General features: G+C 72.4%; 20 protein-coding genes, 1 tRNA gene and 2 pseudogenes. 13 read left to right on the top strand and 10 right to left on the bottom strand.

Annotated elements, in window-relative coordinates; genetic code table 11:
* Positions 1–61: 61 nt before the first annotated feature.
* The 6 genes from K7787_RS19525 to K7787_RS19550 all read left to right on the top strand — a co-directional run bounded on the left by K7787_RS19525 (position 62) and on the right by K7787_RS19550 (position 6,403).
* Positions 62–670, top strand: coding sequence for a GAF domain-containing protein (locus K7787_RS19525; protein ID WP_169439306.1), 609 nt, complete (start codon positions 62–64; stop codon positions 668–670).
* 219 nt (positions 671–889) lie between these two features.
* Complete coding sequence (gene tdh, locus K7787_RS19530) at positions 890–1,918, top strand: L-threonine 3-dehydrogenase (RefSeq protein ID WP_169439307.1); 1,029 nt, start codon at positions 890–892, stop codon at positions 1,916–1,918.
* Between the two features lie 35 nt (positions 1,919–1,953).
* Positions 1,954–3,153, top strand: a complete 1,200-nt coding sequence (locus K7787_RS19535) for a glycine C-acetyltransferase (protein WP_169439308.1) — start codon at positions 1,954–1,956, stop codon at positions 3,151–3,153.
* Positions 3,154–3,243: 90 nt separating this feature from the next.
* On the top strand, positions 3,244–4,155 hold the full coding sequence (locus K7787_RS19540) for a LysR family transcriptional regulator (RefSeq protein ID WP_223002362.1): 912 nt from the start codon (positions 3,244–3,246) through the stop codon (positions 4,153–4,155).
* 113 nt (positions 4,156–4,268) lie between these two features.
* Positions 4,269–4,628 (top strand): MmcQ/YjbR family DNA-binding protein, encoded by a 360-nt coding sequence (locus tag K7787_RS19545; protein WP_223002363.1) that lies wholly within the window; start codon positions 4,269–4,271, stop codon positions 4,626–4,628.
* A gap of 323 nt (positions 4,629–4,951) precedes the next feature.
* Entirely contained in the window at positions 4,952–6,403 is a 1,452-nt protein-coding gene (locus K7787_RS19550) for an MFS transporter (RefSeq protein ID WP_247721086.1), read from the top strand.
* Here the strand turns inward: K7787_RS19550 and K7787_RS19555 are convergent.
* Positions 6,356–7,267 (bottom strand): transketolase family protein, encoded by a 912-nt coding sequence (locus tag K7787_RS19555; protein WP_223002364.1) that lies wholly within the window; start codon positions 7,265–7,267, stop codon positions 6,356–6,358. The genes K7787_RS19550 and K7787_RS19555 overlap by 48 nt on opposite strands.
* Before the next feature lie 114 nt (positions 7,268–7,381).
* Positions 7,382–8,089: a thiamine pyrophosphate-binding protein gene (locus K7787_RS19560; protein ID WP_223002365.1), complete on the bottom strand. Its 708-nt coding sequence runs from the start codon at positions 8,087–8,089 to the stop codon at positions 7,382–7,384.
* A gap of 180 nt (positions 8,090–8,269) precedes the next feature.
* On the opposite strand from K7787_RS19560, the gene K7787_RS19565 reads away from it, so the two are divergent.
* Positions 8,270–8,343: transfer RNA gene (locus K7787_RS19565), tRNA-Pro, on the top strand.
* A gap of 100 nt (positions 8,344–8,443) precedes the next feature.
* On the opposite strand, the pseudogene K7787_RS32290 reads toward K7787_RS19565, so the two are convergent.
* Positions 8,444–8,629: pseudogene (locus K7787_RS32290) on the bottom strand (site-specific integrase); the annotation flags it as partial.
* Positions 8,630–8,835: 206 nt separating this feature from the next.
* On the opposite strand from K7787_RS32290, the gene K7787_RS19570 reads away from it, so the two are divergent.
* Entirely contained in the window at positions 8,836–9,525 is a 690-nt protein-coding gene (locus tag K7787_RS19570; RefSeq protein WP_027758574.1) for a DUF6882 domain-containing protein, read from the top strand.
* A gap of 48 nt (positions 9,526–9,573) precedes the next feature.
* On the opposite strand, the gene K7787_RS19575 is transcribed toward K7787_RS19570, so the two are convergent.
* From K7787_RS19575 to K7787_RS19600, 6 genes and pseudogenes are all read right to left on the bottom strand, one after another.
* Positions 9,574–10,122, bottom strand: coding sequence for an SMI1/KNR4 family protein (locus K7787_RS19575; RefSeq protein WP_223002366.1), 549 nt, complete (start codon positions 10,120–10,122; stop codon positions 9,574–9,576).
* A 25-nt stretch (positions 10,123–10,147) separates the two neighbouring features.
* Positions 10,148–14,893: a DUF6531 domain-containing protein gene (locus K7787_RS19580; protein ID WP_223002367.1), complete on the bottom strand. Its 4,746-nt coding sequence runs from the start codon at positions 14,891–14,893 to the stop codon at positions 10,148–10,150.
* A gap of 487 nt (positions 14,894–15,380) precedes the next feature.
* Positions 15,381–16,232 (bottom strand): SDR family NAD(P)-dependent oxidoreductase, encoded by an 852-nt coding sequence (locus tag K7787_RS19585; RefSeq protein WP_223002368.1) that lies wholly within the window; start codon positions 16,230–16,232, stop codon positions 15,381–15,383.
* A gap of 217 nt (positions 16,233–16,449) precedes the next feature.
* Positions 16,450–17,175: pseudogene (locus tag K7787_RS19590) on the bottom strand (alpha/beta hydrolase); the annotation flags it as partial.
* A gap of 399 nt (positions 17,176–17,574) precedes the next feature.
* The gene (locus K7787_RS19595) at positions 17,575–18,204 is read right to left on the bottom strand and encodes a histidine phosphatase family protein (RefSeq protein ID WP_223002369.1); all 630 of its coding nucleotides are present in this window, start codon (positions 18,202–18,204) and stop codon (positions 17,575–17,577) included.
* A 263-nt stretch (positions 18,205–18,467) separates the two neighbouring features.
* Positions 18,468–19,166, bottom strand: a complete 699-nt coding sequence (locus tag K7787_RS19600; protein ID WP_308036398.1) for a TetR/AcrR family transcriptional regulator — start codon at positions 19,164–19,166, stop codon at positions 18,468–18,470.
* An 83-nt stretch (positions 19,167–19,249) separates the two neighbouring features.
* Here K7787_RS19600 and K7787_RS19605 point away from each other — a divergent pair, with 83 nt between their 5' ends.
* The 4 genes from K7787_RS19605 to K7787_RS19620 all read left to right on the top strand — a co-directional run bounded on the left by K7787_RS19605 (position 19,250) and on the right by K7787_RS19620 (position 23,225).
* Positions 19,250–20,413 carry an FAD-dependent oxidoreductase gene (locus tag K7787_RS19605; RefSeq protein WP_223002371.1) on the top strand — a complete coding sequence of 388 codons (1,164 nt, stop codon included), beginning with the start codon at positions 19,250–19,252 and terminating at the stop codon, positions 20,411–20,413.
* Between the two features lie 275 nt (positions 20,414–20,688).
* Positions 20,689–21,903 (top strand): helix-turn-helix transcriptional regulator, encoded by a 1,215-nt coding sequence (locus K7787_RS19610; RefSeq protein WP_223002372.1) that lies wholly within the window; start codon positions 20,689–20,691, stop codon positions 21,901–21,903.
* Between the two features lie 138 nt (positions 21,904–22,041).
* Positions 22,042–22,458, top strand: coding sequence for an ATP-binding protein (locus K7787_RS19615; RefSeq protein ID WP_223002373.1), 417 nt, complete (start codon positions 22,042–22,044; stop codon positions 22,456–22,458).
* A gap of 413 nt (positions 22,459–22,871) precedes the next feature.
* Entirely contained in the window at positions 22,872–23,225 is a 354-nt protein-coding gene (locus K7787_RS19620) for a beta/gamma crystallin domain-containing protein (RefSeq protein WP_027758569.1), read from the top strand.
* A gap of 102 nt (positions 23,226–23,327) precedes the next feature.
* Here K7787_RS19620 and K7787_RS19625 read toward each other — a convergent pair whose 3' ends face one another.
* Positions 23,328–23,906 (bottom strand): flavin reductase family protein, encoded by a 579-nt coding sequence (locus tag K7787_RS19625; protein WP_223002374.1) that lies wholly within the window; start codon positions 23,904–23,906, stop codon positions 23,328–23,330.
* 143 nt (positions 23,907–24,049) lie between these two features.
* Between K7787_RS19625 and K7787_RS19630 the strand changes: the two genes are divergently transcribed.
* Entirely contained in the window at positions 24,050–25,105 is a 1,056-nt protein-coding gene (locus K7787_RS19630; protein WP_223002375.1) for a 3-oxoacyl-ACP synthase III family protein, read from the top strand.

Genomic DNA, 25,105 nt, shown 5'->3' on the forward strand with positions numbered 1-25,105 from the left:
AACCCCGCACCCCGCCACGGAGCCCGTACATGACACACCCGCACAGCGCCGGAGCCCGGCCATGAGCTACGACCCGCCGCGTCCGGCCGGTCGCCTGCTGCTCACCCCCGAGGACAAGGACGCCCCCGCCCGCGCCGCACGCCTGCGCGAACTGGGCCTCGGCGAGCGTCCCGAACCGGCCCTCGACGCCTTCGCGGACCACCTCGCCGAGCTGACCGGAGCGCCGTACGCGATGGTCAACCTCCCCGACGAGAAGCGGCAGTTCTTCGCCGGACTGCACCGGCCCGAACGCAGCGTCCTGGACGTCGACAGCGCCGCCGCCCCGGCCGGCGCGGGCGGCGGCGAGCGGGTCCGGCGCGAGGTGGGCCGCAGCCTGGAGCGCGGCCACGGCTTCTGCCCGCACGTCGTGGTCCGGCGCAAGGCACTCGTGCTGGAGGACGTCCGCGACTACCCGCGCTTCGCGGGCAACCCCGTCGTGGACGAGTACGGCATCCGCTCCTACCTCGGCGCCCCGCTCATCGACAGCACCCGCACCGTGCTGGGCACGGTGTGCGTCGTGGCCATGGAGCCGCGGCCGTGGGGACGCGAGGGCCTGGACGCCATCAAGTCGGCCGCGGCGGAACTCGCCCCGCGGCTGGAACGGACAGGACCGCAGGGGCTGCGCTTCTGAGGCCGCCGCGACCTCGGACCGGGGCCGCCGTGAGCCCCGACCGGGCCGCCGTGACTCCAGTCGGGTGGCGTGAAGCAAAGCTGTGGCCGCGCTTAAGAAAGTCTCGATGGACCAGCGCGCCGCCGTACGGCAGATTGCAGATCGAATCCACCCCTCACCCCGGATGCGGGTCCGTTCGGCATGCCCGGACCCGGGGGCCGACGTACAGGAGCCGTAGCGTTGAAGGCGCTGGTCAAGGAGAAGGCGGAACCCGGGCTGTGGCTCGCGGACGTGCCCGAGCCCGCCGTCGGACCCGGTGATGTGCTGATCAAGGTCCTGCGGACCGGCATCTGCGGCACCGACCTGCACATCCGGGCCTGGGACGGCTGGGCGCGGCAGGCCATCGACACCCCGCTCGTGATCGGACACGAGTTCGTCGGCGAGGTCGTCGCCACCGGCCGCGACGTCACCGAGATCAAGATTGGCGACCGGGTCAGCGGCGAGGGCCACCTGGTGTGCGGCAAGTGCCGCAACTGCCTGGCCGGCCGCCGCCACCTGTGCCGCTCCACCGTCGGCCTCGGCGTGGGTCGCGACGGCGCCTTCGCCGAGTACGTCGCCCTGCCCGCCGGCAACGTGTGGGTGCACCGCGTCCCCGTCGACCTCGACATCGCCGCGATCTTCGACCCGTTCGGCAACGCCGTGCACACCGCGCTGTCCTTCCCGCTGGTCGGCGAGGACGTGCTGATCACCGGCGCCGGACCGATCGGCCTGATGGCGGCGGCGGTCGCCCGGCACGCGGGCGCCCGCAACGTCGTGATCACCGACGTCAGCGAGGAGCGGCTGGAACTCGCCCGCAAGATCGGCGTCAGCCTCGCCCTGAACGTCGCCGCGACCACCATCGCCGACGGCCAGCGGGTGCTCGGTCTGCGCGAGGGCTTCGACGTCGGCCTGGAGATGTCCGGCCGCCCCGAGGCCATGCGCGACATGATCGCCAACATGACGCACGGCGGCCGCATCGCCGTACTCGGCCTGCCCGCCGAGGAGTTCGCCGTCGACTGGGCCCGCGTCGTCACCTCGATGATCACCATCAAGGGCATCTACGGCCGGGAGATGTTCGAGACCTGGTACGCCATGTCGGTGCTGCTGGAGGGCGGCCTCGACCTGGCGCCGGTCATCACCGGCCGCTACGGCTACGCCGACTACGAGGCGGCCTTCACCGACGCCGCCGGCGGCAAGGGCGGCAAGGTCGTCCTCGACTGGACCGCGTGACCCACACCAGCGCAAGCATCCCGGGAGCTATCCACATGTTCGACTCCGTGCGCGACGACCTGCGCGCCACCCTCGACGAGATCCGCGCCGCCGGCCTGCACAAGCCCGAGCGCGTCATCGGCACCCCGCAGTCCGCGACCGTCGCCGTCACCGCCGGCGGCCGTCCCGGCGAGGTCCTCAACTTCTGCGCCAACAACTACCTGGGCCTGGCCGACCACCCCGAGGTGATCGCGGCCGCCCACGCCGCCCTGGACCGCTGGGGCTACGGCATGGCCTCCGTGCGCTTCATCTGCGGCACCCAGGAGGTGCACAAGGAGCTGGAGGCGCGCCTCGCGGCCTTCCTCGGCCAGGAGGACACGATCCTCTACTCCTCCTGCTTCGACGCCAACGGCGGCGTCTTCGAGACCCTGCTCGGCCCCGAGGACGCGGTGATCTCCGACGCCCTCAACCACGCCTCCATCATCGACGGCATCCGCCTGTCCAAGGCCCGCCGCTTCCGCTACGCCAACCGCGACATGGCCGATCTGGAGCGCCGGCTGAAGGAGGCCGACGAGGGCGGCGCCCGCCGCAAGCTCGTCGTCACCGACGGCGTCTTCTCCATGGACGGCTACGTCGCCCCGCTGGACGAGATCTGCGACCTGGCCGACCGCTACGGCGCGATGGTCATGGTGGACGACTCGCACGCCGTCGGCTTCGTCGGCCCCGGCGGCCGCGGCACCCCCGAGCTGCACGGCGTCATGGACCGCGTCGACATCATCACCGGCACCCTCGGCAAGGCCCTCGGCGGCGCCTCCGGCGGCTACGTCGCCGCCCGCGCCGAGATCGTCGCCCTGCTGCGCCAGCGCTCGCGGCCGTACCTGTTCTCCAACACCCTCGCCCCGGTGATCGCGGCGGCCTCCCTCAAGGTGCTCGACCTGCTGGAGTCGGCCGACGACCTGCGGGTGCGGCTGGCCGAGAACACCGCGCTGTTCCGGTCCCGGATGACCGCGGAGGGCTTCGACATCCTCCCCGGCGACCACGCCATCGCCCCGGTGATGATCGGCGACGCGGCCGTGGCCGGCCGGATGGCGGAACTGCTGCTGGAGCGCGGCGTCTACGTGATCGGCTTCTCCTACCCGGTGGTGCCGCAGGGCCAGGCCCGTATCCGCGTCCAGCTGTCCGCCGCCCACTCGACGGACGACGTGAACCGCGCGGTGGACGCGTTCGTCGCGGCCCGCGCGGAACTGGAGGGCTGACCGGGGCCCGGCCGGGGACCGGGGCCGGATGGGCCCCCGGCCGGGAACGGCAGGTCCGATCGGGGCCGAAGTCTTGCGATAATCGCTGACATGATCGAAGCGCGGCGGCTGCACATCCTCCGGGCGGTGGCCGACCACCGTACGGTGACCGCTGCCGCCGCCGCGCTGTACCTCACGCCCTCGGCTGTCTCCCAGCAGCTCACGGCCCTGGAGCAGGAGACCGGGCACCGCCTGGTGGAGCGCGGCGCCAAGGGCGTACGGCTCACCCCGGCCGGCGAGATCCTGCTCGCCCACACCAATGTCGTCCTCGCCCAGCTGGAACGGGCCGAGGCCGAACTCGCCGCCTACGGCTCCGGGCAGGCCGGCACGGTCACCGTCGCCGCCTTCGCCACCGGCATCGCCGAGGTCGTCGCCCCCGCGGTGGCCCGGCTGGCCCGCGCGGCGCCCGGCATCCGTATCCGCGTCCAGGACGCCGAGGGCGACGCCAGCCTGCCGATGGTGCTGGACCGGCAGGTCGACGTCGCCGTCGCCGTCGAGTACCGGGGCGCGCCGCCCGCCGACGACCCGCGCCTGACCCACGTCCCGCTCTACGCCGAGCCCTTCGACGCCGTCGTCCCGATGGACCACCGCATGGCCGGCGCCGCCGAGGTGCCCCTCGCCGAGCTGGCCAAGGACCCGTGGATCGGCCCGTACCCCGGCAACCCCTGCCATGACGTGGTCGTCCTGGCCTGCGAGAGCGCCGGCTTCCAGCCCCGCCTCGAACACTCCTCCGACGATTTCCGCGCGGTCGTGGCGCTCGCCTCCGCGGACGTCGGCGTGGCCCTCGTCCCGCGCTCCGCGCTGCGCGGGACGGACCTGACGGGCGTGGTCGTGCGCCCCGTGGACGGGGTCGCCCCCACACGCCGGGTGTTCGCCGCGGTGCGCCGGGGTGCGGAGGAGCATCCGCTGATCCGCCCGGTGCTGGACGCGCTGGGCGAGGTGGCACGGGGCGGGGCGGCGTAGGAACGGGACGGCGTAGGAACGGGGCCGCGTAGGGGCGGGGCGGGGCGGCCCGGCACGGGGCCCGCGGCTTCGCGTGACCGGCGTTGTCAGTGGCAGGGGTTAGCGTGCGGGGCATGCCGGACGCAGAAGACGTACGCCGTGTCGCCCTGTCCCTGCCGGACACGGGGGAGAAGACCGCCTGGAACATGCCCACCTTCCGGGTCGCGGGGAAGATGTTCGCCACGCTGCCCGAGGACGAGACCTCCATAGCCGTGCGCTGCCCGAAGGAGGAGCGCGAGGAACTGGTCCGGGCGGAGCCGGAGAAGTTCTGGATCGCCGGTCACGAGGCGCAGTTCGCCTGGGTCCGGGTCCGTCTCGCCGCGCTGGAGGACGAGGGCGAGCTGCGCGACATCCTTGCCGACTCGTGGCGTCAGGCGGCCCCGCCCCGGCTGCTGGAGGCGTATCCGGAGCTGGGTCTGCCCACCGCGCCCTGAAAAACCCCTCGGACGCCGTCGGCGGGCCGTGGCATGATCCGCGGTGATTCCGGGGAATGCGCGGGCCACGGGACATGGTTCAGACCAAAGTTCGAAGTGTGCGATTCGGGACTTCGGGAGACGCGATCCGGGGCCCTGAGTCGTGGACGCGTCGGCCGGGGACGGGAGTTGAGGCAGGGGTGGGGAGCGAAGCCGAGGCGGGAGCGGGCTCCGGGACCGGGACCGGTGGTGCGGGGGACGGGCCCCGGGCGGGGTCCGGGTCCGGGGCGGGGAAGGACCCCGGAGGGGGGTCCGGGGCGGTGCCCGGATCCGGGGCGGAGCGCCTGGAAGACGTGGGCGGCGCAGGCGGTGTGGGCGGTGTGCGGCGGCGGCCGGTCTGGTCACGGGACTTCGGGCTGTTCTTCGTCGCGCGGGCCGTCGCCCGGCTCGGCGACACCATGCTGCCCGTCGCCCTCGCGGCGGGCCTGCTCCAGCACGGGTACGGCGCGGGCGCGGTCGGCCTCGCCATGGCCTCCACGGCGGCGGCCTTCGCCGGCCTGGTGGTCTTCGGCGGGGTGATCGCCGACCGGTTCAGCACCCGCAAGCTGATGATCGGCGCCGACCTGGTGCGGCTCGGCACCCAGGCCCTGGCCGCCGTGCTCTTCTACTCCGGCCATGTGGTGCTGTGGGAGATCTGCGTCATCGGCTTCGCCAACGGCGTGGCCGGCGCGGTGTTCCAGCCCGGCGTGGCCAGCACGGTGCCCCGGCTCGCCGCCGACATCCAGGGCGCCAACGGGGCGATACGCATCGCCGAGTCGGCGGCCCAGCTCGCGGGCCCGGCCGTCGCCGGTCTCCTCGTCGGCTTCGCCTCGCCCGGCGGGGTCTTCGCCGCCCACGCCGCGACGTACGCGGTCAGCGCCCTGTGCCTGCTGCTGCTCAGGCTGCCCGCGACGGCGCCCGGAGCCGGCGGGGCCGGCGGGGCGGGCCACGGTACGGGCGCGTCGGGCGCCTTCCGGGCCGATCTGGTCGAGGGCTGGCGGGAGTTCCGGGCGCGGCAGTGGCTGTGGGGCGTGATCGCCGTCTGGTGCCTCTACATGATCGCCGTGTGGGGGCCGACCGTCCCGCTGGTGGCCACGGAGGTGGTCCAGCAGCACGGCCCGCGCGCCTACGGCCTGGTCAACTCCGCCCTGGGCGCGGGCACCGTCGTCGGCGGCTTCCTGGCGCTGCGGCTGCGGCCCCGCCGGATGCTGCGGGCGGGCGCGTTCGCGCTGTTCGCCTTCGTCTGGTTCCCGGCGGCCGTCGGAGCGGGCCTCGGCGTGGGCGCGATGGCCGCGGGGGCGGCCGTGGCCGGGGCGGGCATGTCCTTCTGGGGCGTGATGTGGGCGACCAGCGTCCAGACCCAGGTCCCGCCCGACGTGCTCAACCGCCTGCACGCCTACGACGTGGCGGGCTCCCTGGCCATGATGCCCGTCGGCCAGGCCCTCGCCGGCCCGGCCGCCTCCGCCCTGGGCGCGGACCACGTCCTGCTGACGTCCGCCGCGATCAGCCTCGTCATACCGGTCGCCCTGCTCGCGGTCCCGGCGATACGGGGGCTGGTGCGAGCGGACGCGGTGCGTGCGGACGCGGCGAGGGCGGCGCGGGTCGCGGGGACGGGGGGTACGGAGGGCTCGGGTGCCGGGCGCCGGCCTGCCTCCGCCTCGCTCGCCGTCCCGGCCCCCTCGGGCCGCCGCGACCGCCGTCCCGCGCCCTCAGGCGGCGGTCCCGCCGCCGAGGAAGCCGGAGATCCGCTCCCGTAGGGAGCGGGCGTCGAGGCCGTGGGCGGCGGTGTGCTCGGCCACGGTGCCGTAGCGGCGCAGCTCGGCGCGGCCCACGCCCAGACCGAGGACGCGGTGCGGCACGTCGGCGAGGGCGTCGTTCGCCGCGCCGACGGACGTGCCCGCCAGGTACGGCTCCACCAGGACGACGTCCGCGCGGGCCGCCGCAGTGGCCCGGCGCAGCGCGGCCGCGTCGAAGGGCCGTACCGTCGTCGCGTACAGCACGGTCACGTCCAGGCCCTCCGTCGCGGCGAGCACCGGTTCGAGCAGGGGCCCCACGGCGACGACCACCGCGGAGCGGCCCTCGCGCACGGGCCGGAAGCCCTGGCCGTCCACCGGGCGCGCCTGGGCGTTGGACTGCGTGGACAGCCGTACGTAGACCTTGTCGTCGCCCGCGGCGACCGCGTGCCGCAGCAGCGTCTCCGCCTCGTCCGGGTGCCCGGGGACGTGGACGGTCCAGCCGTCGAGGGTGTCCAGGAGGGCGACGTCGCCGGGGGCCATGTGGGTGTAGCCGCCGGCGGGCCAGTCGTAGGAGGCGGCGGCGCTCACCAGCACCGCGCCCACGCCCTGGTGCCCGAGGTCGAGCTTGACCTGCTCGAACGGCCGCTCGACGAGGAAGCTCGCGAAGGTGTGCAGCACCGGCCGCATCCCGGTCAGGGCGAGCCCCGCGCCGACGCCCACGAGCAACTGCTCGCGGATGCCGACGTTGAGCACCCGGCCGGGATGCCGGCGCAGCGCCTCGGCGAAGCCGTCCTTGCCGATCTCGGCGAGGACGACCGCGACCCGGGGGTCCTCGTCGAGCAGGCGGGAGACGGTGGGCGCGAGGCGGTCGCGCATGGTGTCCATGGGAAGGGACCCTTTCGTGCGGAAGGCTGGTGCGGGAGGCTTTTCCCCGGGGCTCTCGGGCCTCTCGGGCCTCTCGGGGCTCCCGGGCTCTCGGGGCGCTCGGGGGAGGCGCGGTCAGGAGTTCTTGGGCTCCACGCGGGCGACGACCACGTGCGGCCGGCCCGGGTGCGGTGCGGTGAACGCGGCGTACAGCGCCTCGTGGTCGCGGCCGTCGACGGCGGCCGCCGACCAGCCGGCGGCCTCGAACCGGGCCGCGATGCCGCCGGGGCGGGCATGACTGGCGGAGGAGTTGTCGACCACGACGGTGTGCAGGTTCTCCAGCCCCGTGGGCCCGGCGTAGGCGATGGCTTCGTGGTTGCTGCCCTCGTCCAGCTCGGCGTCGCCGATCAGCGTCCACACCCGGGGCCCGTGCAGGCCCTGGGCGCGCAGCCCCAGGGCGGTGCCGACGGCGATCGGCAGCCCGTGCCCGAGCGAGCCGCTGCCGATCTCGGCGCCCGGCACGAGCATGCGGTCCGGGTGGTGGCCGAGCGGCGAGTCGTACGCGCCGAAGCGGGGCAGCCACTCCACGGGCAGGAAGCCCTTCGCGGCGAGGACCGCGTAGTAGGCCATCGGCCCGTGGCCCTTCGAGAGCAGGAACCGGTCCCGCTCGGGGTCCTCCCGCCGCTCGGGACGGACCCGGAGCACCCGGTCGTAGAGCACCCACAGCACGTCGAGCGTGGACGTGGCCGCGGGCCCGTGCTTCTCGTCGCCCGTCATCAGCCCCATCAGGCGGCGCAGGTCGGCGTATCCGTGGACGCGTCCGGATTCCTCGGTGATCGTCATGTGCCGATCGTGCTACCTCAACCAAACTTGAGGTCAAGGACGGTCGGTGCGCCCTCCCGGTCGGCGCGCCGGGGTGCCGGGGCGCCGTCCCGGCCGGAAAGGGGTGCGCGACCACCGACCCGAGTGCGGTATTGTTTCCCTGCGCGTTCGGCCAGGGGAAACCCCAGGTCAGACGGGCAACGGGACGTGGCGCAGCTTGGTAGCGCACTTGACTGGGGGTCAAGGGGTCGCAGGTTCAAATCCTGTCGTCCCGACTCGATGGAGTCGCAGGTCAGGGGCGGTTTCGGAGGTATCCGAAACCGCCCCTTGGCCATTTTTGGGGACCAGGTGGGGGCCGGCGTCTCTTGACTCGTGTCAGCGGGTGAGGACGGTCGGTCCGGGAAGGGAACGCGGGGCGCGCAGCACACTGAGGTGTGCGGAGAGCGCCGCACCGGCGGCCGTGATCTTGTGGGTGTCCGGGCGCAGGTGGCGCTGAGTGGTTGTCAGTGAACCATGGCCGGCGATCCTGCGCAGGACGTGGAGGGGCACTCCGGCGTCGGCCACCCGGACGAGTGAGTGCCAGTCGGACAGGGCGAGAGCCCGTGGGTCGCGGAGTTCGTCCTCGGCCTGCTTGCAGAGCTTCTGCCAGCCGCCGACCCGGGCGGGGTCGACTTCGTGTGGTGTCGCACAGAGACGACAGGGTCGCCGGCGGTGAGCATCTCGCGCAGGGCCCGAGACGGTCACCTGGAAACCCATAGGGTTGGACCATGGCGAGTGAATTCAGCGATGCCTTCCTCTGCGAGGCCGAGCGGCATGCCGCATGGGGCGCCGTCCAATTGGAGACTCTGACCGCGTTTCTGCCCGAGGGGCCCTGGACCGCCGACCTGGAGGCGTGCCGCTACCGGCAGGGAGACCTGGAACTGCGCGTGGGTGTGCTGGGGACGTACGACACTGCGGAGCAGTCCTGGATGTGGGGCTGGGCCAACCCGGGGTTGCGGGGCACCGAGGTGGTCTCCCTGGCCGCCGCCGTCGAGCGGTACGGGCGGGCGCGCGGTATCCCCGAACTGGCCGAAGCGGTCCTTGACCTGTCCGGCTTCCCCGATCCGCGCCGGGCCGCCGAGACGCTCGCCTTCACCGGCATGGGGGTGGCCGAGGCCCACGGATACATCGGCGCCCCGGCGGGGCCGGCTACTCAGGTGTACTTCCTGCCTGACGACGCCCAGGTGCCGCGCGCCGGCCTGGACGCGGTCGCCCTGCCGCGGACGCTGCTCACCGGCGCGCAGCTGATCGGGCATTCGGCTCGGCACGTCGTCAGCGGGTACTTCGACCACCACGGCGTCCCGCACCGTAGGGAGGGCGACCGAATCGTCGCCGAACTGCCCGGCGGCGGGCCGGTCGAGGTGGCCTTCGACGCGGCCGGGCGGATCGCGCGAGTGGAGACCGGGATCCGCCCCTGAGGCGGGGGTGACGGCCGCCGGCCGCCGGGACCCGCCCGCCGGCGTCCTTCAGTCCTCGTCGCCGAGGATCTCGTCGTTGGAGTCGAACTGATGGCTGTCGGCGGGCAGGCCGGGAAAGTACGAGCTCTCGGACTCCCCCGTCAGGACGGCCCGGAGAAAGGAGACGCACCGGGTGGCGTGGTGCTCCCACTCGGGACCGCGCCCCTCGTTGAACAGCACGGTCCACTCGTCCGGGCTCTGCCCCGGGCCGGCCAGCCAGTAGAGCATCGCTCCGCTGCCCTCGATGTAGGCCCAGGGCAGGACTCGCGTGCCCGGCCTGTCGAGTTCCGCCGGCTTCGGCTCGGTCTGCCACAGCCGGGCGAGGACCTTCTCCCGCTCGGCGAACTGCGCCACGAGGTTGTAGTCCTCGTCAGGGCACTCAGGGTCGAGCAGCCACACCGTCTCGTCGAAGACGCCGCCGCCGTAGACCTCGATCAGTTCCTTGTAGTCCTCCGGCAACGGCGTGCCGAGCTCACGTTCGATAGCGTTCCAGTCACGGGAGCGCCGGGGACCGCTCGGCGGCACGATCTCGATGAGCCTGGCTACAGCGGGGTGCATGAGGCGAGTGTCTCCTTGGAGGACGTCATATGCGTTTGGGGACGTTCAGGATAGTGACGATGTTCGTACGGCTGCCGCCTTCGTAGGGGGTGAAGGCGAATCCCTTGTCGCCTCGGGCCTCGATGGTGAGCCCCAGCGGGATGACGTCGGTGGGGTCGTTCGAGCGGTAGACGGGTGTGACGGTGTACTCGATGGTCTCACCGTGCTTGTCGACCGCTTCCCTGATCTGGTCCTCGATCTTCCGCATGACCGGCGAGTTGGCGAACCGGTGCATGGTGACGAAGTTCCGGGGGTCCCGGTTGGAGCCGCCGATCTGCGCGCCGAGCAGGTGGGTCTTGTTGAGCTTCTTGTACTTCTGGTATCCGGGCACATTCACCCGGGGATCGGTCTTGCCGCCGGTCATGTCGGACTCGATCGTCGCCCGCATGGTGGTGGCGCGGCCCCCGGGACCGGGCGTGCCGTAGCGGACCCGGCCGCCCCACGTGACGTCGTTCTCGTCACAGGGGGTGAGGCCCAGCGGATCGGACTGCGTCTGCGGGTTGTCGACGTAGGCGAAGGGGTTCGGCGAGGGGTCCAGGCCGAGGGGGTCCGAGGTGAGGTAGCGCGCGGTCTCCGGGTCGTAGTGACGGAAGTAGTTGTGGTGCAGGCCCGTCTCGGGGTCGTAGTACTGGCCCGGGAACCTGAGCGGCGTGTAGGCGGTGGCGTCGTGATTCCAGGTCGTCGAGCCCCACAGAGTCGTGCGGGTGCGCCACGCGATCCTGCCCTCCTCGTCGACGAGTTCGGTGGGAGTGCCGATCTGGTTGGTGACGATGGCGAAGAAACGCTGGTCGATGACGTCCTGCGGAGCGTCCGCAAGGGACTTGGTCTCCGTCTGCGCGACAGGCGACTGGCCGTCGTGGTCCCAGGTGAGCGTGACCAGTTCGGCCGCGCCGCTGACCCGGGTGGTCTGCTCCACCAGCGTGGAACCGTCCCAGACGAACCGGGTTTCCTCGGCGACGGCGCCGTCCGCGGACAGACGTTGTTTCGCGATGCGCCGGCCGAGAGGGTCGTACAGGTACCGCCAGCAGGTGCCGTCAGGGGTGACGACGGAGACGAGCCGGTCCTCGGCGTCCCAGGCGTAACGCCAGGTGTCGGGCTTGCGAGAGAGACGTTTGACCTGCCGGAGCACGCACCGGCCGGCGGCATCGTGCTCGTAGCGCACGTTGCCGGCGCTGATCAGGCGCGTTCCGGCGTAGTCGCGCGTTCCTCGCGCCTGGCTGCCGGGGTGCTTCTCCGGCCAGGTCGCCCGCGTCTGATTGCCCGTCTCGTCGTAGGCGTAGCTCTCGCTCCACCTCCCGGCCTCGACGGCGCTGACCCGTCCCGCGCGGTCCAGGAGGAACGAGCGCCGGCCGGTGTCCCGGTCGGTGACGCCGGTCAGGAGCCCGTCATGACGGTAGGCGTAGCTGCGCTGGATCGACGGCTGCTCGGTGCCGTGGACGGTGAGTGTCTGCCCGCTGAGGCTGCCGACGGCGTTCCACGCGAAGGCGAGGGTGAACCGGTCACCGAGGTGCCGCAGCATCTCCCGCCCCGCCGCGTCGTACTCGAAGGAGAGGGTGCGGCCCGAAAGCGACAGCCCGGCGTAGCGTCCGGCCGCGTCGTAGGAGTACGCCGTCTCGACGCCCCCGGGTGTCCTGCGCAGTGTCCGGCGCCCCGAGGAGTCGCAGGCCGTGGTGAGCGTCCGGTCGTCGATGGTCTCCGCGATGACACGCCCCACCGCGTCGTACGCGTAGGCCAGTGTCCCGTCGGGTCCCGCTGCCGAGAGGAGCCGCCCGCACGCGTCGTTGCGGAAGACGGTCCTGCGCCCGTCGACGACCTTCTCGACGAGTTGGCCGGACGCGTCGTAGTGGTAATCGACGGTCTGCCCCGCCGGGTTGATCCGCGTGGTCAGGTCGCCTGCCGCGTCGTAGCGGTACGTCGTCTCGCGCCCGTCGAAGTCGGTCTCCTTCACCAGTTGTCCGGCGGCGTCGTAGACGTACTTCCAGACGAGTCCCCGGGGGTTGAGTACCTCGGTCAGCCGGCGCTCGGTGTCGTAGCGGTACCGGTATTCCGCGCCGTCCGGGCAGACACGGGCGACCAGCAGGTCGAAGGGGCCGTGGATCAGCCGCGTACGCCCGCCGACAGCGTCGGTGTGGCCGGTGCAGTTCCCCTCTCCGTCGTACGACCAGGATTCGGTGGCGCCGTTGGCCGCGGTGCGTTCCCGCAGCCGCCCCTCGGCGTCCCACACGAGCGTGGTGGTCGCCCCGGTCGGGTCGGTGATGCGCGCCGGGCGTCCGAAGGCGTCCCGCAGATAGCGGGTGCGGTTCCCCTGCGCGTCTTCCACGACGGTGGCCAGGCCCGCCGGGTCGGTGGCGATGCGGAGGGTGTCGCCCGCGGGACCGCCGACCGTGGCGACGGCGCCCGTGGAGTGGTGGGTGAACCGGTGGATCGAGCCGTCCGGTGCGGTCAGGGCGGTGCAGTTGCCGCGTGCGTCGAAGTCCTGGACGTAGGTCGCCCCCTGCGGATCGGTGATGCGGACCGGCAGGTGCGAGGCGTTGTAGGCGACGTGGCCGCTCGTGCCGTCGGGAGCCGTGACCGAGACGAGGTCGCCCGCGTCGTCCCAGGTCCAGTGGGTGGTACGGCCCAGCGGGTCGGTGCGGGAGAGCAGGTGGTCGTGGCGGTCCCAGGTCTGGGTGGTGGTGTGCCCGAGCGGGTCGGTGATCGCGACGATCTGCCCACGCCGGTTGGCGCGGTAGATCGTGGTGTTGCCGAGCGAATCGGTGTACGCGACTGTGCTGGTGCCGTCGTCCTGGCGCTCGCCGTAGGTCAGGCGGGAGGTGAGGATGCCGTCGGTCCCGCGGGTCTCGACCACGCGTCCCTCGGCGTCGTACACGTAGGCGAACTCGGTGTCGTTGGAGTCCCGCCACCCCGTCACGCGGTGGGCGCTGTCGTAGGTGAACCGCGTGGGCGCGTCGACCGCGTTGCGGACTTCGTCCAGGTTCCCGGTCTCGGCGTCGTGGCCGAAGGCGCGCAGGCGTACCGGGGCGCCGTCGGTGAGGGCCCACAGCGCGGTGACGCGCTGCTGGTCGTCATGGTCGACGCGTATGCGGTAACCACCGCTGTGGGTGACGGTGAGCGGCACACCGTCCTCGTCGCGTTCGAGGGAGATGTGGTTGCCGTTGCGGTCCTCGATGCCGACCAGCCACCACGGTCCGCCCCGCGCTGTGCCGGCTTCGAACTGGCGCGTGAGTCCTGAGTACGGGTCTTCCACGGTCAGGACGTAACCGCTGCCGCGGCTCACATAGGTCAGCGGGAGGCGGGCGCCCTCGGCGGACCCCACCCGATCGCCGGGCAGGTCGGGCATACGCGGATAGGCGAGTGCCGACCCATCCTCCCGGTGCCACCAGTATCCGCCCAGCGCGTCGTCCCGCTGGATCCGTTCGTCGAGGGTGGAGGCCCAGGACGGGCCGAAGAAGCGGCCTGCTGCGTAACCGGAGAGGTGGGTGCGGCGCAGGATCAGGGGCAGCACACCCGGCAACGCCACATCCGTCTGGGCGAGCACCATCTGGCCGCTGGACATGTCGATCGGGTCGCCGCACAACTGCTTGGCGTCCAGCTCGCGGGCCTGCCGGGACAGTTTCGACGAGTCGATCTTCAGGCCGGGGTCGGGCTTGCGGCCGGACGAGGGAGCGCCGTGACGGGTTCCTGAACCATCGCCTGAACGGCTGGAGTTGACGTGGACGCTGTCGGCCCGGCGGCCAGCGTCGATGTCGTTGCCCTTGTGCAGACGGGAGGTGGCCTTCACGCGGTCCGGGACGGTCTCGGCGAGATGCTTGACGACCTTCTTGACGGCCTTCTCGGAGCCCTTGAGGGCGCCCTCCAGCACCGACTCGAAGGGCGCGGTGAAAGCGTCCTTGCCCTTGGTGCGGCCGAAGTGGCCTTTCGCGCGCTCAAGCGGGGCGGTGACGGCGGTGTGCAGCTCACCGCCGTGGCGGGAGACCTTGTCGGCGCCGTCCTCGAACTCGACGTGGTCGATGAACAGGTCCACCTCGCCACCTGGGCCTGTACCGGCGGACGCGAGCATCATGGCCCCGCCGCCGGCCGATGCCAGCTGCATGCCGCCGCCGTGGCCGTGCTTGACGGGTCCACCGCCGCCGCCCGCGTTCGGCTCGGGGGGCAGCGAGAACGCGCCCTCGGCCAGGTCCAGGACCGCGTCCTCGACCATCTTCTCCAGCTTGGCGTTGACCGGCTCGGTCACTCGGGCCACCAGCTCGTCCACGATCCGGTCGGCGGCCTCGTCGACGATCCGCTTCACCGCCTGCCGCATCGCGGTGATCTCGGCCGCGCCCAGCAGTGCCGACAGGCCGCCGGTGAACGCGGCGAGGCCGAGGGAGACGCCCACCGAGGCGGCCATCGCACCCAGTTCGATCTCGGCCTTGATCTTCATCCCGTAGATGATGTCCGCGACGACATCGCACGCGTCCGCGAACAGCCGTGCCAGTTCTGGGATCTTGTCGAGGTGCCCGGCCTTGACATGAGACCAGTGCTTCTCCATCGCGTCGACGGCCCAGCCCTGCGAGGAGGACAGGATCCGGGCCACCGCCTGGTGCGCGTCGCCGCCCTTGCCCTCGAAGTTGTCGGCGAACTCGCGCATGGACGTGGCCATTTCACGGAAGTCGTCCTCGTCCACGTTCGGGAAGTTGATCCCGATGACGTCGAGTATCTCGTCCAGCCACCCAGGGATTGTGTAGCCCATTCCCCGTGTCCCCCATTGATCGATCAAGTGTGCGTCGCGCGAGCGAACGAATGATAGCCAGTGTGCTGACGTGCTATCAGTCAGCCTGGTCTCGGCGTTCGGCCGCGGCGGAATCGTCGAGCTTCGGTCAGTGACCGCCGCACGGTCGGCGCATGCTTGATCAGGAGGAACGTCTGGCGCCGGACGAGCAGTATGAGCTGGTGCTTCGGTGCGGCGCACCGATCACACGACATCGCGCGGTGATGCAACGGCAGGAGCGGAATTCTCGACACGAGACCCTCCACGGTGACCGCCCGCTCGGCAGTGCGGGCGGCCGGGCAGGCGCTCGATGAGGAGCCTCTCGTCCCGGCGGCGACCGAGATGCGCATGCGTCACGGACCTGTTTCGCGGGGACCGGTTGGGGACCGGACGTCGTCCGCGCACGTGAACGGCGTCCGGGACCGGCCCTCCGTCGTTTTCGGGCACTGACGCGGACGCCGGTCGTGGTTCAGCGCCGGGTGATCCACCCGGTCTCCGTGGCCCTGGCGATGGCATCGGGGACGGTGGTGCCGCGGAACCCGATCCGGTCCACCAGCGGTCGGACGAGACCCGGCGTCCGGGCGGCCGGCGCGATGCGGCGCGGCACGACGATCATCGGGGAACGGCGTTCGATTCCCGTCACGACGGCGTCGACGACTTTCCCGAGGGGGACCATCTTCCACAGGCCGGCCCGGTTGCCGCCCCAGAGCGTGGCGCCCGCGGGGTCGGCGTGGACGTCGTCCATCATCGGGGTCTTGAAGAACGTCGGGTGGGCGCTGCCCACGCCCACGCCCTGGTGGCGCAGTTCGAGCCGGGTGGCGTCGCACAGCGCCCACACCCCGGCCTTGGCGGCGACGTAGGGGCCGTTGAGCGGCGAATGCACGAAGGCGGCCATGGATGAGACGGCGAGCAGGTAGCCCCGGTGCCGCTTGACGTGCGGGAGGCCGGTGCGGAAGGTGCGCCAGACGCCGGAGAGGTCGATGTCGACGACCCGCTCCCAGACCTCGGGGTCGAGGGTTTCGAGCGGCGCCATGGAACCGACTCCGGCGCCCGCGACGACGACATCGAGGCGGCCGAAGTGAGCGGCGTCGTCGTCGGCCGCCGACCGCAGGCTGTCGAGGTCGCGTACGTCGGCGGCCCAGCCCCGCGCCACCGCCTCCGGTCCGAGGGCGGCGGCCTGCCGGTGTGCGAGGTCGCCGTCGAGGTCGAGGAGGGCGAGGCCCGCGCCCCGTGCGCGCAGGGCGCGGGCGAGCGCCGTGCCGAGGCCGCCGGTGGAGCCGGTGATCAGCACGGTGCGGCCGGCGAGGTGGTAGCGGGGCATGGCGGTTCCTTCCGCGGAAGACGGGGGTACCGGGCGTGTGCTCAGGCGGCGGGCACGTGGCGGGTGAGGAAGTCCAGCTGGTCGGTGACGTTGCGCTCGAAGTCCTCGCCGACGTAGATGTCGAAGTGGCCGGCGTCGTAGAGCCTGATCTCGCCCTTGGGCGCCTGGCGTACTTCTGGGTGGGCCGCGGTGGGGCGACGGAGTCCCGCTCGCAGACGGCGAAGAAGATCGGGCAGGCGACGTTCTTGGCCTGGCGGCCCGGGAAGTCGCGGATGATGTCGAGCGCGAAGCGGGCGGCGACGTCCTTCGGACAGTCCGCGCCGGGAGGCAGGAGCCGCGCCATGCCGGCGACGACGTCGGGAGCCGTCATGAGCGCGGTGGAGCCCGGCTCGCCGTAGGTGGGGACCATGACCGGGGCGCGGCCCAGACGCGAGCCGAGCGCGTCCGCGAGCGCGCGGACCGTGAGCTTGAGCGAGGTCAGCGGTGGGACGGCCGTGGAGGACGCGAGGCCGTCGGTGAAGGGGCACTGCGCGATCGCGGCCGCGATCCGCGGGTCCTCGGCGGCGGTGACGATCGCGTGCCCGCCGCCGAACGAGGTGCCCCACACGACCACGCGGTCGGGGTCGGCCGCGTCGACGGTGCGGGCGTGGGCGACGGCCGCCTTCCAGTCCTCGCGCTGCCGTCCGATGTCGAGCAGTCGGCGCGGTTCGCCTGAACTGGCGCCGAAGTGGCGGTAGTCGAAGACCAGGCACAGATAGCCGGCGGCGGTGAACCGCTCGGCGAAGGCGTCCAGACGCTCCTCCTTGACGCCGCCCAGTCCGTGCGCCATCACCACGATCGGTCGAGTCGCCGGTGCCGTGCTCTCCTCGGAGACCGTGGGCGTGTAGAGCCAGGCGGCGCAGAAGCCGGTGCCGGAGGGGAAGGTCACGTCGGTTCGGGGCATGGTGTTCCCGGTTCTGGTTGAGGCCGCTGCCGGCCGCGGGTCGGCTGGGGATTGGGGGACTGGGGAATTGGGGGACTGGGGTGCTGGAGGAGACGGAGCCGCTTGGTGAGCGGTGATCCCGGTGCTCCGGAGGAACGGTGGGCTCCGGAGGAACGGTGGGCTCCGGAGGAACGGTGTGGGCCCCAGTGTCCGGGACGGACGCACGGCGATCGAGGTGCAGAACCACCCATGATCCGGCCGCAGGTGGTGCGAAATGGCCTCGCCGGACGGCCTGGCGGGGTGCGGTGAGCGCCGCCCGACTCCGGCGCCGCGCCGACGGCACGTCCCCCGACCCGCAGGAGCAGAGGGGCGGGACTGCCCTCAGACGGGGAGGCGGAGGTCGGGCGGGAAGCCGGTCCATCAGACGGGCAGGCGAAGATCGGGCGGGAAGCCGGTCCAGCGGAGGTCGGCGGGGAGGTGGCTCGCGTCGTTGTGGAGCAGCAGGGACGCGGGGCGGCCGGGGGCGTAGCGGATGACGGTCAGCGCGGCGTTGGCGTGGTGGATGCCGATCCAGCGCCACTTCGGGGCGTCGAGGGCGGCCCGGACGAGCCAGCCGATGAGGAAGTTGTGCGTGACGACGAGTTCGTGGCGCGGCTCGTCGCCGGGGACCGGTCCGGTGAACCGTGCGAGGGCCGCCCGGGCCGACTCGGGTCCTGTTTCGCGCTCTTCGGCCGGGAACCGGGCCAGGTGGGCGAGCGTGGCGTCGGCCGATTCCGGCGGCAGCTCCTCGCGGCGCGGCATGTACGGGATGTAGTCGCCCGCCGCCTCGGACGGCCGCAGAGGGACGCCGTCGAGCTGTTCGTGGATCAGCCGCGCCGTCTGCTCCGCGCGGGCGAGCGGACCGTGGTGGATCGCCGTGAGCGGGGCCGCGCGCAGCCGCTTCCCGAGCAGGACGGCTTGCCGGCGGCCGGTGTCCGCCAACTCGCTCTCGTCCTCGGACGCTTCACCGTGCCGCGTGAGGTAGAGGTAACGGGTGGCTGTTGCCGTCATGGGCGCGTCCTCCGTCAGGGTCCGTGATCTTGCGGACGTCTGGACGGACGTCGGTACGCGCTGTGGTGGTTGCGCTGCGAGGGGAGCGGTGCGGGGGGCGGTGCGAGGGGTGCGGTATGGGGTTGCGGTGCGGGGGATGCGCCGCGGGGTTGCAGTGCGGGGTTGCAGTGCGGGGGCGCGGTGCCGACGTACGCCGCTGACGTATGTCGCTGAACGTACGCCGACCGCCGGCCTGCGGGTGAACGCCGGGGCGTCCGGCTCGGTCACTCGGTGTGCGTCAGGCCCCGGACGATGATCGCCACTTCCGAGGCGAACGTCTTGCCGGGATCGTCCTCGGGCTGCGCGTCGAGGATGCGCCGGGTGGTCGGGTAACGCCCGGTCGCGAGCTGCCGGTTGAGGTAACCCGCGACCGACGCCTGCCACTGGGCCTCGTCGGTGCCGGTCTCGCGGGCGATGCGCCGTTCGGTGACCTCGTTGCGGACCGCGCCGACCAGATAGGCGTTGAAGACGCCGAGGGCCGGCATGAGCCGGTCGCCGCCGTCCGGGCCCAGGGCGCGGGCCAGGGTCGAGGCGGTGGCCTCCATGACCTTCAGCGCGTTCGGGCCCAAGTGCGGCCTGCCGCCGATCAGTTCCACGAACCATTCGTGCCGCAGGGCGGCGTCGCGGGTGGCGACGGCGATCTCGTGGAGCGCCCGCTCCCACTCGGCGGGGGCGTCGAGGGCCGCCGCGATCTCGCCGTAGACGGAGTCGGCCATCAGGTCGAGCAGTTCGTCCTTGGTGGCGATGTACCCGTACAGCCGCATCGGGCTGACTCGCAGCTCGGCGGCGACCTTGCGGATCGACAGTCCCGACAGTCCTTCGGCGTCGGCCAGCGCGATCGCGGCCGCCACGATCCTGCCCCGGTCCGTGGGGGCGACCGTGCGCCCGCGCGGTTCGGGACGTTCCCAGATCAACTGCTCCACGCCCTTACCGTACACCGTATTCCTGGCGTACGGTGTACGGTAACTTCCGTACACCGTACGGAACGCTCGGGATGGAGAACTGCATGAACACGACCGACGTGAAGAGGGCGCCCCGGATCGCTGTCGTCGGAGGCGGCCTCGGCGGACTGGCGCTGGCCGGGATGCTGCACCGGCAGGGGATCGCGGCCACTGTCTACGAGCGGGACGCCGGGCGCGCCGCCCGTACCCAGGGCGGCACCCTGGACCTGCACCCCGAGTCGGGGCAGCGCGCCCTGGACGAGCTGGGACTGACCGAGGCGTTCCGGGCCGACGCCCGGCCCGAGGGCGAGGAACTGCGGATCCTCGACCCGGCCGGCCGCACGCTGGTGCACCGCGTCCCCGAGCCGGGCGGGGGCAGCCGCCCGGAGATCGACCGCGGGGTGCTCCGCGAACTGCTGCTGTCCAGGGTGCCGGACGAGGCGGTGAGCTGGGGCCGTCGGCTGACCGGGGTCGAGGGACTGCCCGACGGCGGCCACCGGTTGGAGTTCGCGGACGGCGGCCACGCGGACTGCGACATCCTCGTAGGCGCGGACGGCGCGCGCTCCCGCGTACGCCCGCTCCTCACGGACGCGCGGCCGGTCCACCTGTCCGCCTACCTCCAGCTGGCGATCACCGACGCCGACCGACGCCGGCCCCGGGTCGCCGAGTTCGTCGGGCCGGGCAGCCTGATGGCCCTCGGCGACAACCTCAACCTGGGGGCGCAGCGGTCCGGCGACGGCACGATCCGGGTGTCCGTGACCACACGTGTGGACGCGGACTGGGTCGACCGGCAGGGCTTCGGCGACGCGGAGTGGGGTGACGTCGTGGCGCGGCTCCACGAGCTCTTCGCCGGCTGGGACACGGGGCTGACCTCGCTGATTGGCGCCTGCGATCCCGGGTCGCTGGTCGGGCGGAACATCGAGGCCCTGCCGGTCGGCACCCGGTGGCCGTCCCGCCCGGACGTCACCCTGCTCGGCGACGCCGCCCATCTGATGCCTCCGGTGGGCGAGGGCGCCAACCAGGCGATGCTGGACGGCGTTCTGCTGGCCCGGGCGTTCGCCCAGCACCGCGACGACCCCGCCGCCGCGATCGCCGCCTATGAGACCGAGATGTTCGACCGCGCGGCCGTGATCGGAGCGAAGTCGGCCCGGATAGAGAGCATGGGCCTCGCCCCCGACGCGGCCGAACGACTGGCGTCCTACTTCAACCGGATGACAGCGGCCAGCTGAACACGACGGTTCCCGGCCGCCGCGGCGCGCTGTGCGCGACCAGGCGAGGCCCCGGCGAGGCCCCGGCGAGGCCCCGGCGAGGCCCCGGCGAGGCCCCGGCGAGGCCAGGGCGAGGCCAGGGCCGAGCGCCCAGGACAGGGACGGTCGGAGAGGAGACGGTGTCCGCGTAAGGCTCTGGCTCGCCTGATGGGAACGGTGGTGTGATGCCGCCGGTCTCCCCGGCCGGCACCCGTCGTCCGCGTCTTCTTCCGCTTCCGGCGGCGTACCGTGGCCACGTGGCGAACGAAGATCTGGGACGGGCCCTGCGCCGCCTGCGGCGGCTGGCCTCTCTGACGCAGGAAGAGCTGGCCGAGCGCTCCGGGGTGTCCGTGGATGTGATCCGCCAGCTCGAACAGGGGCGGAAGCAGTCGGCACGCCTGCCCACGCTGCACGCACTGGCCGACGGACTCGGGGTGGAACTGACCACGCTCCTCGGCGATCCGCCTGCCGTCTCCTCGTCTGGCGAGAACGACGGGCCCCGGTTCGTGGCGGTGCGTCGCGCCATCATGCCGGCGCTCTGGGGGCCGGAACCGGAGCCACCCGGGCCGGAGTTCTCCGTGGACCGCCTGCGCGAGCAGATCGCGGACGGCTGGACGCAGTACCATTCCGCGGAGTTCGACACCGTGATGAAGGCGCTGCCGGAACTGATCGCCGATGCGCGTGCCGCCGCGGCGTCGGGTGACGACGACCTTCGCGGGGCCGGTTTCGCCGCTCTGGGCAAGGCGCTTCAGCTCGCCGGGCATGTCGCGGTCCGGATGGGCAAGACGGATCTCGCCCTCACCAGCCTGGAGCGCGCCATAGAGGCGGCGAAGCGGTCCTCGGACCCGCTGCTCGTGCCGATGATCGTCAATTCCATGGCGTGGACGTACCAGCGGCAAGGACGCCTGGAGGACGCGTTGACCATCGCACTCCGCGTCGCCGACGACATGGCGGGCGCGGGGCGTACCGACACGGCCGACGGACTGAAGGTGTGGGGCGCCCTGACCATGAGCGCCGCCACCTCTGCCGCCCGGAGCGGGGACTACGAGCGCGCGGCGGCGATGATGGAGACCGCGGAACGGGAGGCCGCCCGGGTCGCCAAACTGCCCGACGGAGGCGACAACCGCATGGTCAGCGTCTTCAGCCCGTCGTCGGTCCGCATCGAACGTGTCCGGCTCGCCGTCCAGTACGGGCACCCGCACGACGCGTTGACCCTGGCCAAGGGCATGCGGCTGAGCAAGGACACCCCGCCGTCCTGGCGCACCTGGCTGCTGTTGGACGTGGCCCGCGCCCATACCGACATCGGAGACGCGGCCGGAGCGGTGAAGACCCTGGAGTCCCTGCGCCGGGTGGCGCCCACCTGGATGCAGCACCACACGTTGGCGGTCGCCATCGTGCGCGACCTCTGGGCGCTCCCCAACCACCCGCCGGGACTGCGCCCGTTGGCGGAGTTCCTGGGAGTCGTCGAGTAGCGCACGTGAAGAGCGTGCCGAAAGTGGGACGTTGCGTCCCTGTCGGCGTGTGCGACATGTCGCTTTCATGGCGGTCGACGCCCCGGTGACCGTGCGACCGGTTCCGTGGGTCCGGCCGACCTGAGAAAGCAGACCGACATGCCGCAACCTACGACGCGGGCCCGTCCGACGGGACACCCCGGTTACAGCGAGACCTTGCCACGTGTGCCCGAGAGCGCCGCGACGGCGCGGCGTCTGGTGCGTGTGGCCTTGATCGCCTGGGGGATGGACGACCTGGCCGAGGACGGAGCCCTGGTCATCTCCGAACTGGTGGCCAATGCCGTACGGCACGCCCGGCGGAAGGCCGTCCGCGTCGTCATCGACCGCCCCTGTGCGACCCGCGTCCGCATCGGCGTGGTGGACTTCTCCACGGCGCGACCGGTGAGCACAGTGCCCGGCCCCGAGGACGAGGGCGGGCGTGGCCTGGCGCTCGTGGGGGAGTTGGCCGTGGGCTGGGGCACCGATGTGCTGCCGTGGGGCAAGCGGGTGTGGGCGGAGTTGGAGCCACGAGGGTGAGCGAGGCCCGGCGAAGTCCGTGGGTGGGCGACCTCGCTCGGGACGAGGACGCGGGCCGGTGCGGCGTGGTCACGGATGTGGAAGGCGGTGTTGTGTGGGTGTTGCGTCCTGAGGCCGGGCCCGGGCGGTGGACCTCGGACCGGCCCGAACGGCTGACCGTGGTGACGCCCCGGGAGCGGATGCGGGACCGGCTGTAGGTACGGAAGAAGCCCTCGCCCGGCGTGCTGCCGGGTGGGGGCTTGACCACTGGCTGGTGAATGTGTGCCCTCCGGCGTTCGCCCTACGCCACGGCATTACCTCCCGTCATCACCCTTTTGATGCGTTTTCCCTGACCGCGTACGGAATGGGCGCCTTCCGCCCCTAGCGTGGACCACGCACCGTTCCGTCAGGGACGCGACTTCGGAGGGGAAACCGTGATTTCGAGGAGCAAGAGGGTCGCGCGGTCCGCCGCCGTGGCGCTCGCCGCGGCCACCGCTTTCACGCTCGGGATGCCGAGCGGCAACGCCTTCGCCATCGACCACGTCCAGTGCGTCGGCGGGGAGAACTTCCTGAAGATCTGGTCGCACCTCGACAGCCGGCAGAGCGTCGACTGCTACGCCAACGCCGGGAAGACCGACTTCGGCGGGTGGTGGGTCGACCGGATCTTCACCGGCAACAACGACCTCATCTACTACGACGTCAACGGCGACTCGGTGAAGATCCCGCGCTGGACCGACATCACCTTCCCGAACCGCCCGCCGAGGGTCGCCGCCATCCAGATCCTTTGATCAGACGAACTCCGGTCACCTGAGCTTGCGTTGTCCCGGTCGTGTGCCTTCGGGTGCGGGACCGGGACACGTTCGTGTACGGGGTCCTCGTGGCCCCGTCCCTCACGCCGGGGTGAAGCGGCCGTAGCCGCCCCGGTAGAACAGCAGCGGGCCGTCGCCCTCCGTCGTCCCGAGGGCGTGGACCCGCGCCACCACGATGTGGTGGTCGCCCGCCGGGTGCTGGGCCTCCACCGTGCACTCCAGCCAGGCGATCGTGCCGTCCAGGACCGGCTGGCCCGCGGGGGAGGGCGACCACCGCACCCCGGTGAACTTGTCCGGTCCGCTGCGGGCGAGCCGGCGCGAGGTCTCCTCCTGGGCCGCGCCGAGGATGTTCACGCAGATCCGCTCGGCCGTCTGGAGCACCGGCCAGGTGCGGCTGGTGCGGCCCGCGCAGAACGACACCAGCGGCGGGTCCAGCGACACCGATGTGAAGGAGTTCACGGTGAGTCCGGCCGGCCGCGCCTCCGCGCCGACCAACCCGGTGACCACCACCACACCCGTCGCGAAACGACTCAGAGCGCCGCGGAAGGACGCCGCGTCCGGGCGCGCGGGCACGGGTGCGGGCGCGGGCGCATGTGCGGATGCGGATGCGGATTCGGGTACGGACGCCGGGCGGGTGACTGTCACCCGCCCACCCTCCACGACCCCGCTGAAGCCGCGCTAAAGCAACGCCCCGCCGCCCGCACTGGATTAGGGCTGCTTTAGACCGCGCTCCTAGCGTCCGGACGGAAGCCGGAACCGTAACCGGAACGACCGGAACGACCGGAACGAGAGGAGGACGCCACGTGGTGGACCTGCATCCGGACCGTACGGTGCGCGTGCTGTCCGCGGGGACCGCCCTGCCCGGACCCCCCGTCGACACCGAGGCGCTGGCCGAACGGTTCGGCATGGACCGGCTCTGGCGGCAGTGGGTCGACACGTTCATCGGCACCCGCACCCGCCATCTCGCCGTCGACCTCGCCACCGGCGAACCCCGCGAGTCCCTCGCCGACCTCGCCACGACGGCCGCCGGGGCCGCGCTCGTCCGGGCCGGGGTGTCCGCGCAGGACATCGACGTCGTCGTCCTCGGCTCCGCGACCCCCGACACCCTGATGCCGGCCACCGTCAACGTCGTCGCCGACCGGCTCCGCATCGACGGCATCCCCACCTTCCAGCTCCAGTCCGGCTGCTCGGGCGCCGTGCAGACCTTCGACGTGGCCACCGCCCTGCTCGCCACCGGCCGCCACCGCACCGCCCTCGTCATCGGCGGCGACGTCATCGCCAAGCACTACGACGTGCACGCCGACCTCCGCTCCCTGCCGCCCGAACTCCTCGTCAACTACGTCCTGTTCGGCGACGGCGCCGGAGCCGCCGTCCTCACCGCCGAGCCGGGGCACGACGACGCCCCGATCGTCCGCACCGTACTGACCCGGCTGGCCGGCCTCGACCGCGAGCCGGGCCAGGTGCTGCGCTGGTACGGCACCGCCGACCGCGACCGCGCCGACACACCCGCGAACGAGGACTACAAGGCCATCGAGGAACTCGTCCCCGAACTCGCCGCCGAGGTGACCGACGAACTCCTCGACGACCTCGGCTGGGAGCGCGACGAGATCACCTACCTGCTGCCCCCGCAACTGTCCGTCACGATGACCGAGAAGATCGTCAAACGGCTCGACCTCCCGCTCGCCGAGGAGATCACCGTGGTCGGCGAGACCGGCAACAACGGCAACGCCCTGCTCTTCTTCCAGCTGGAGCGCCTGCTCGACACGATGAGCGCCCCCTCCCGGGCCGTCGCCGTCGCCATCGAGTCCAGCAAGTGGATCCGCTCGGGCCTCGCCCTCGAACGCGACGGAGGCAACTGA

Source organism: Streptomyces sennicomposti, assembly GCF_019890635.1.
GTDB classification, from domain to species: Bacteria; Actinomycetota; Actinomycetes; order Streptomycetales; family Streptomycetaceae; genus Streptomyces; species Streptomyces sennicomposti.

Coding starts and splice junctions, on each gene's coding strand:
- K7787_RS19525 (WP_169439306.1), top strand. CDS start 62: ATGAGCTACGACCCGCCGCGTCCGGCCGGTCGCCTGCTGCTCACCCCC.
- K7787_RS19535 (WP_169439308.1), top strand. CDS start 1,954: ATGTTCGACTCCGTGCGCGACGACCTGCGCGCCACCCTCGACGAGATC.
- K7787_RS19540 (WP_223002362.1), top strand. CDS start 3,244: ATGATCGAAGCGCGGCGGCTGCACATCCTCCGGGCGGTGGCCGACCAC.
- K7787_RS19545 (WP_223002363.1), top strand. CDS start 4,269: ATGCCGGACGCAGAAGACGTACGCCGTGTCGCCCTGTCCCTGCCGGAC.
- K7787_RS19555 (WP_223002364.1), bottom strand. CDS start 7,267: ATGGACACCATGCGCGACCGCCTCGCGCCCACCGTCTCCCGCCTGCTC.
- K7787_RS19560 (WP_223002365.1), bottom strand. CDS start 8,089: ATGACGATCACCGAGGAATCCGGACGCGTCCACGGATACGCCGACCTG.
- K7787_RS19570 (WP_027758574.1), top strand. CDS start 8,836: ATGGCGAGTGAATTCAGCGATGCCTTCCTCTGCGAGGCCGAGCGGCAT.
- K7787_RS19575 (WP_223002366.1), bottom strand. CDS start 10,122: ATGCACCCCGCTGTAGCCAGGCTCATCGAGATCGTGCCGCCGAGCGGT.
- K7787_RS19580 (WP_223002367.1), bottom strand. CDS start 14,893: ATGGGCTACACAATCCCTGGGTGGCTGGACGAGATACTCGACGTCATC.
- K7787_RS19585 (WP_223002368.1), bottom strand. CDS start 16,232: ATGCCCCGCTACCACCTCGCCGGCCGCACCGTGCTGATCACCGGCTCC.
- K7787_RS19595 (WP_223002369.1), bottom strand. CDS start 18,204: ATGACGGCAACAGCCACCCGTTACCTCTACCTCACGCGGCACGGTGAA.
- K7787_RS19605 (WP_223002371.1), top strand. CDS start 19,250: ATGAACACGACCGACGTGAAGAGGGCGCCCCGGATCGCTGTCGTCGGA.
- K7787_RS19615 (WP_223002373.1), top strand. CDS start 22,042: ATGCCGCAACCTACGACGCGGGCCCGTCCGACGGGACACCCCGGTTAC.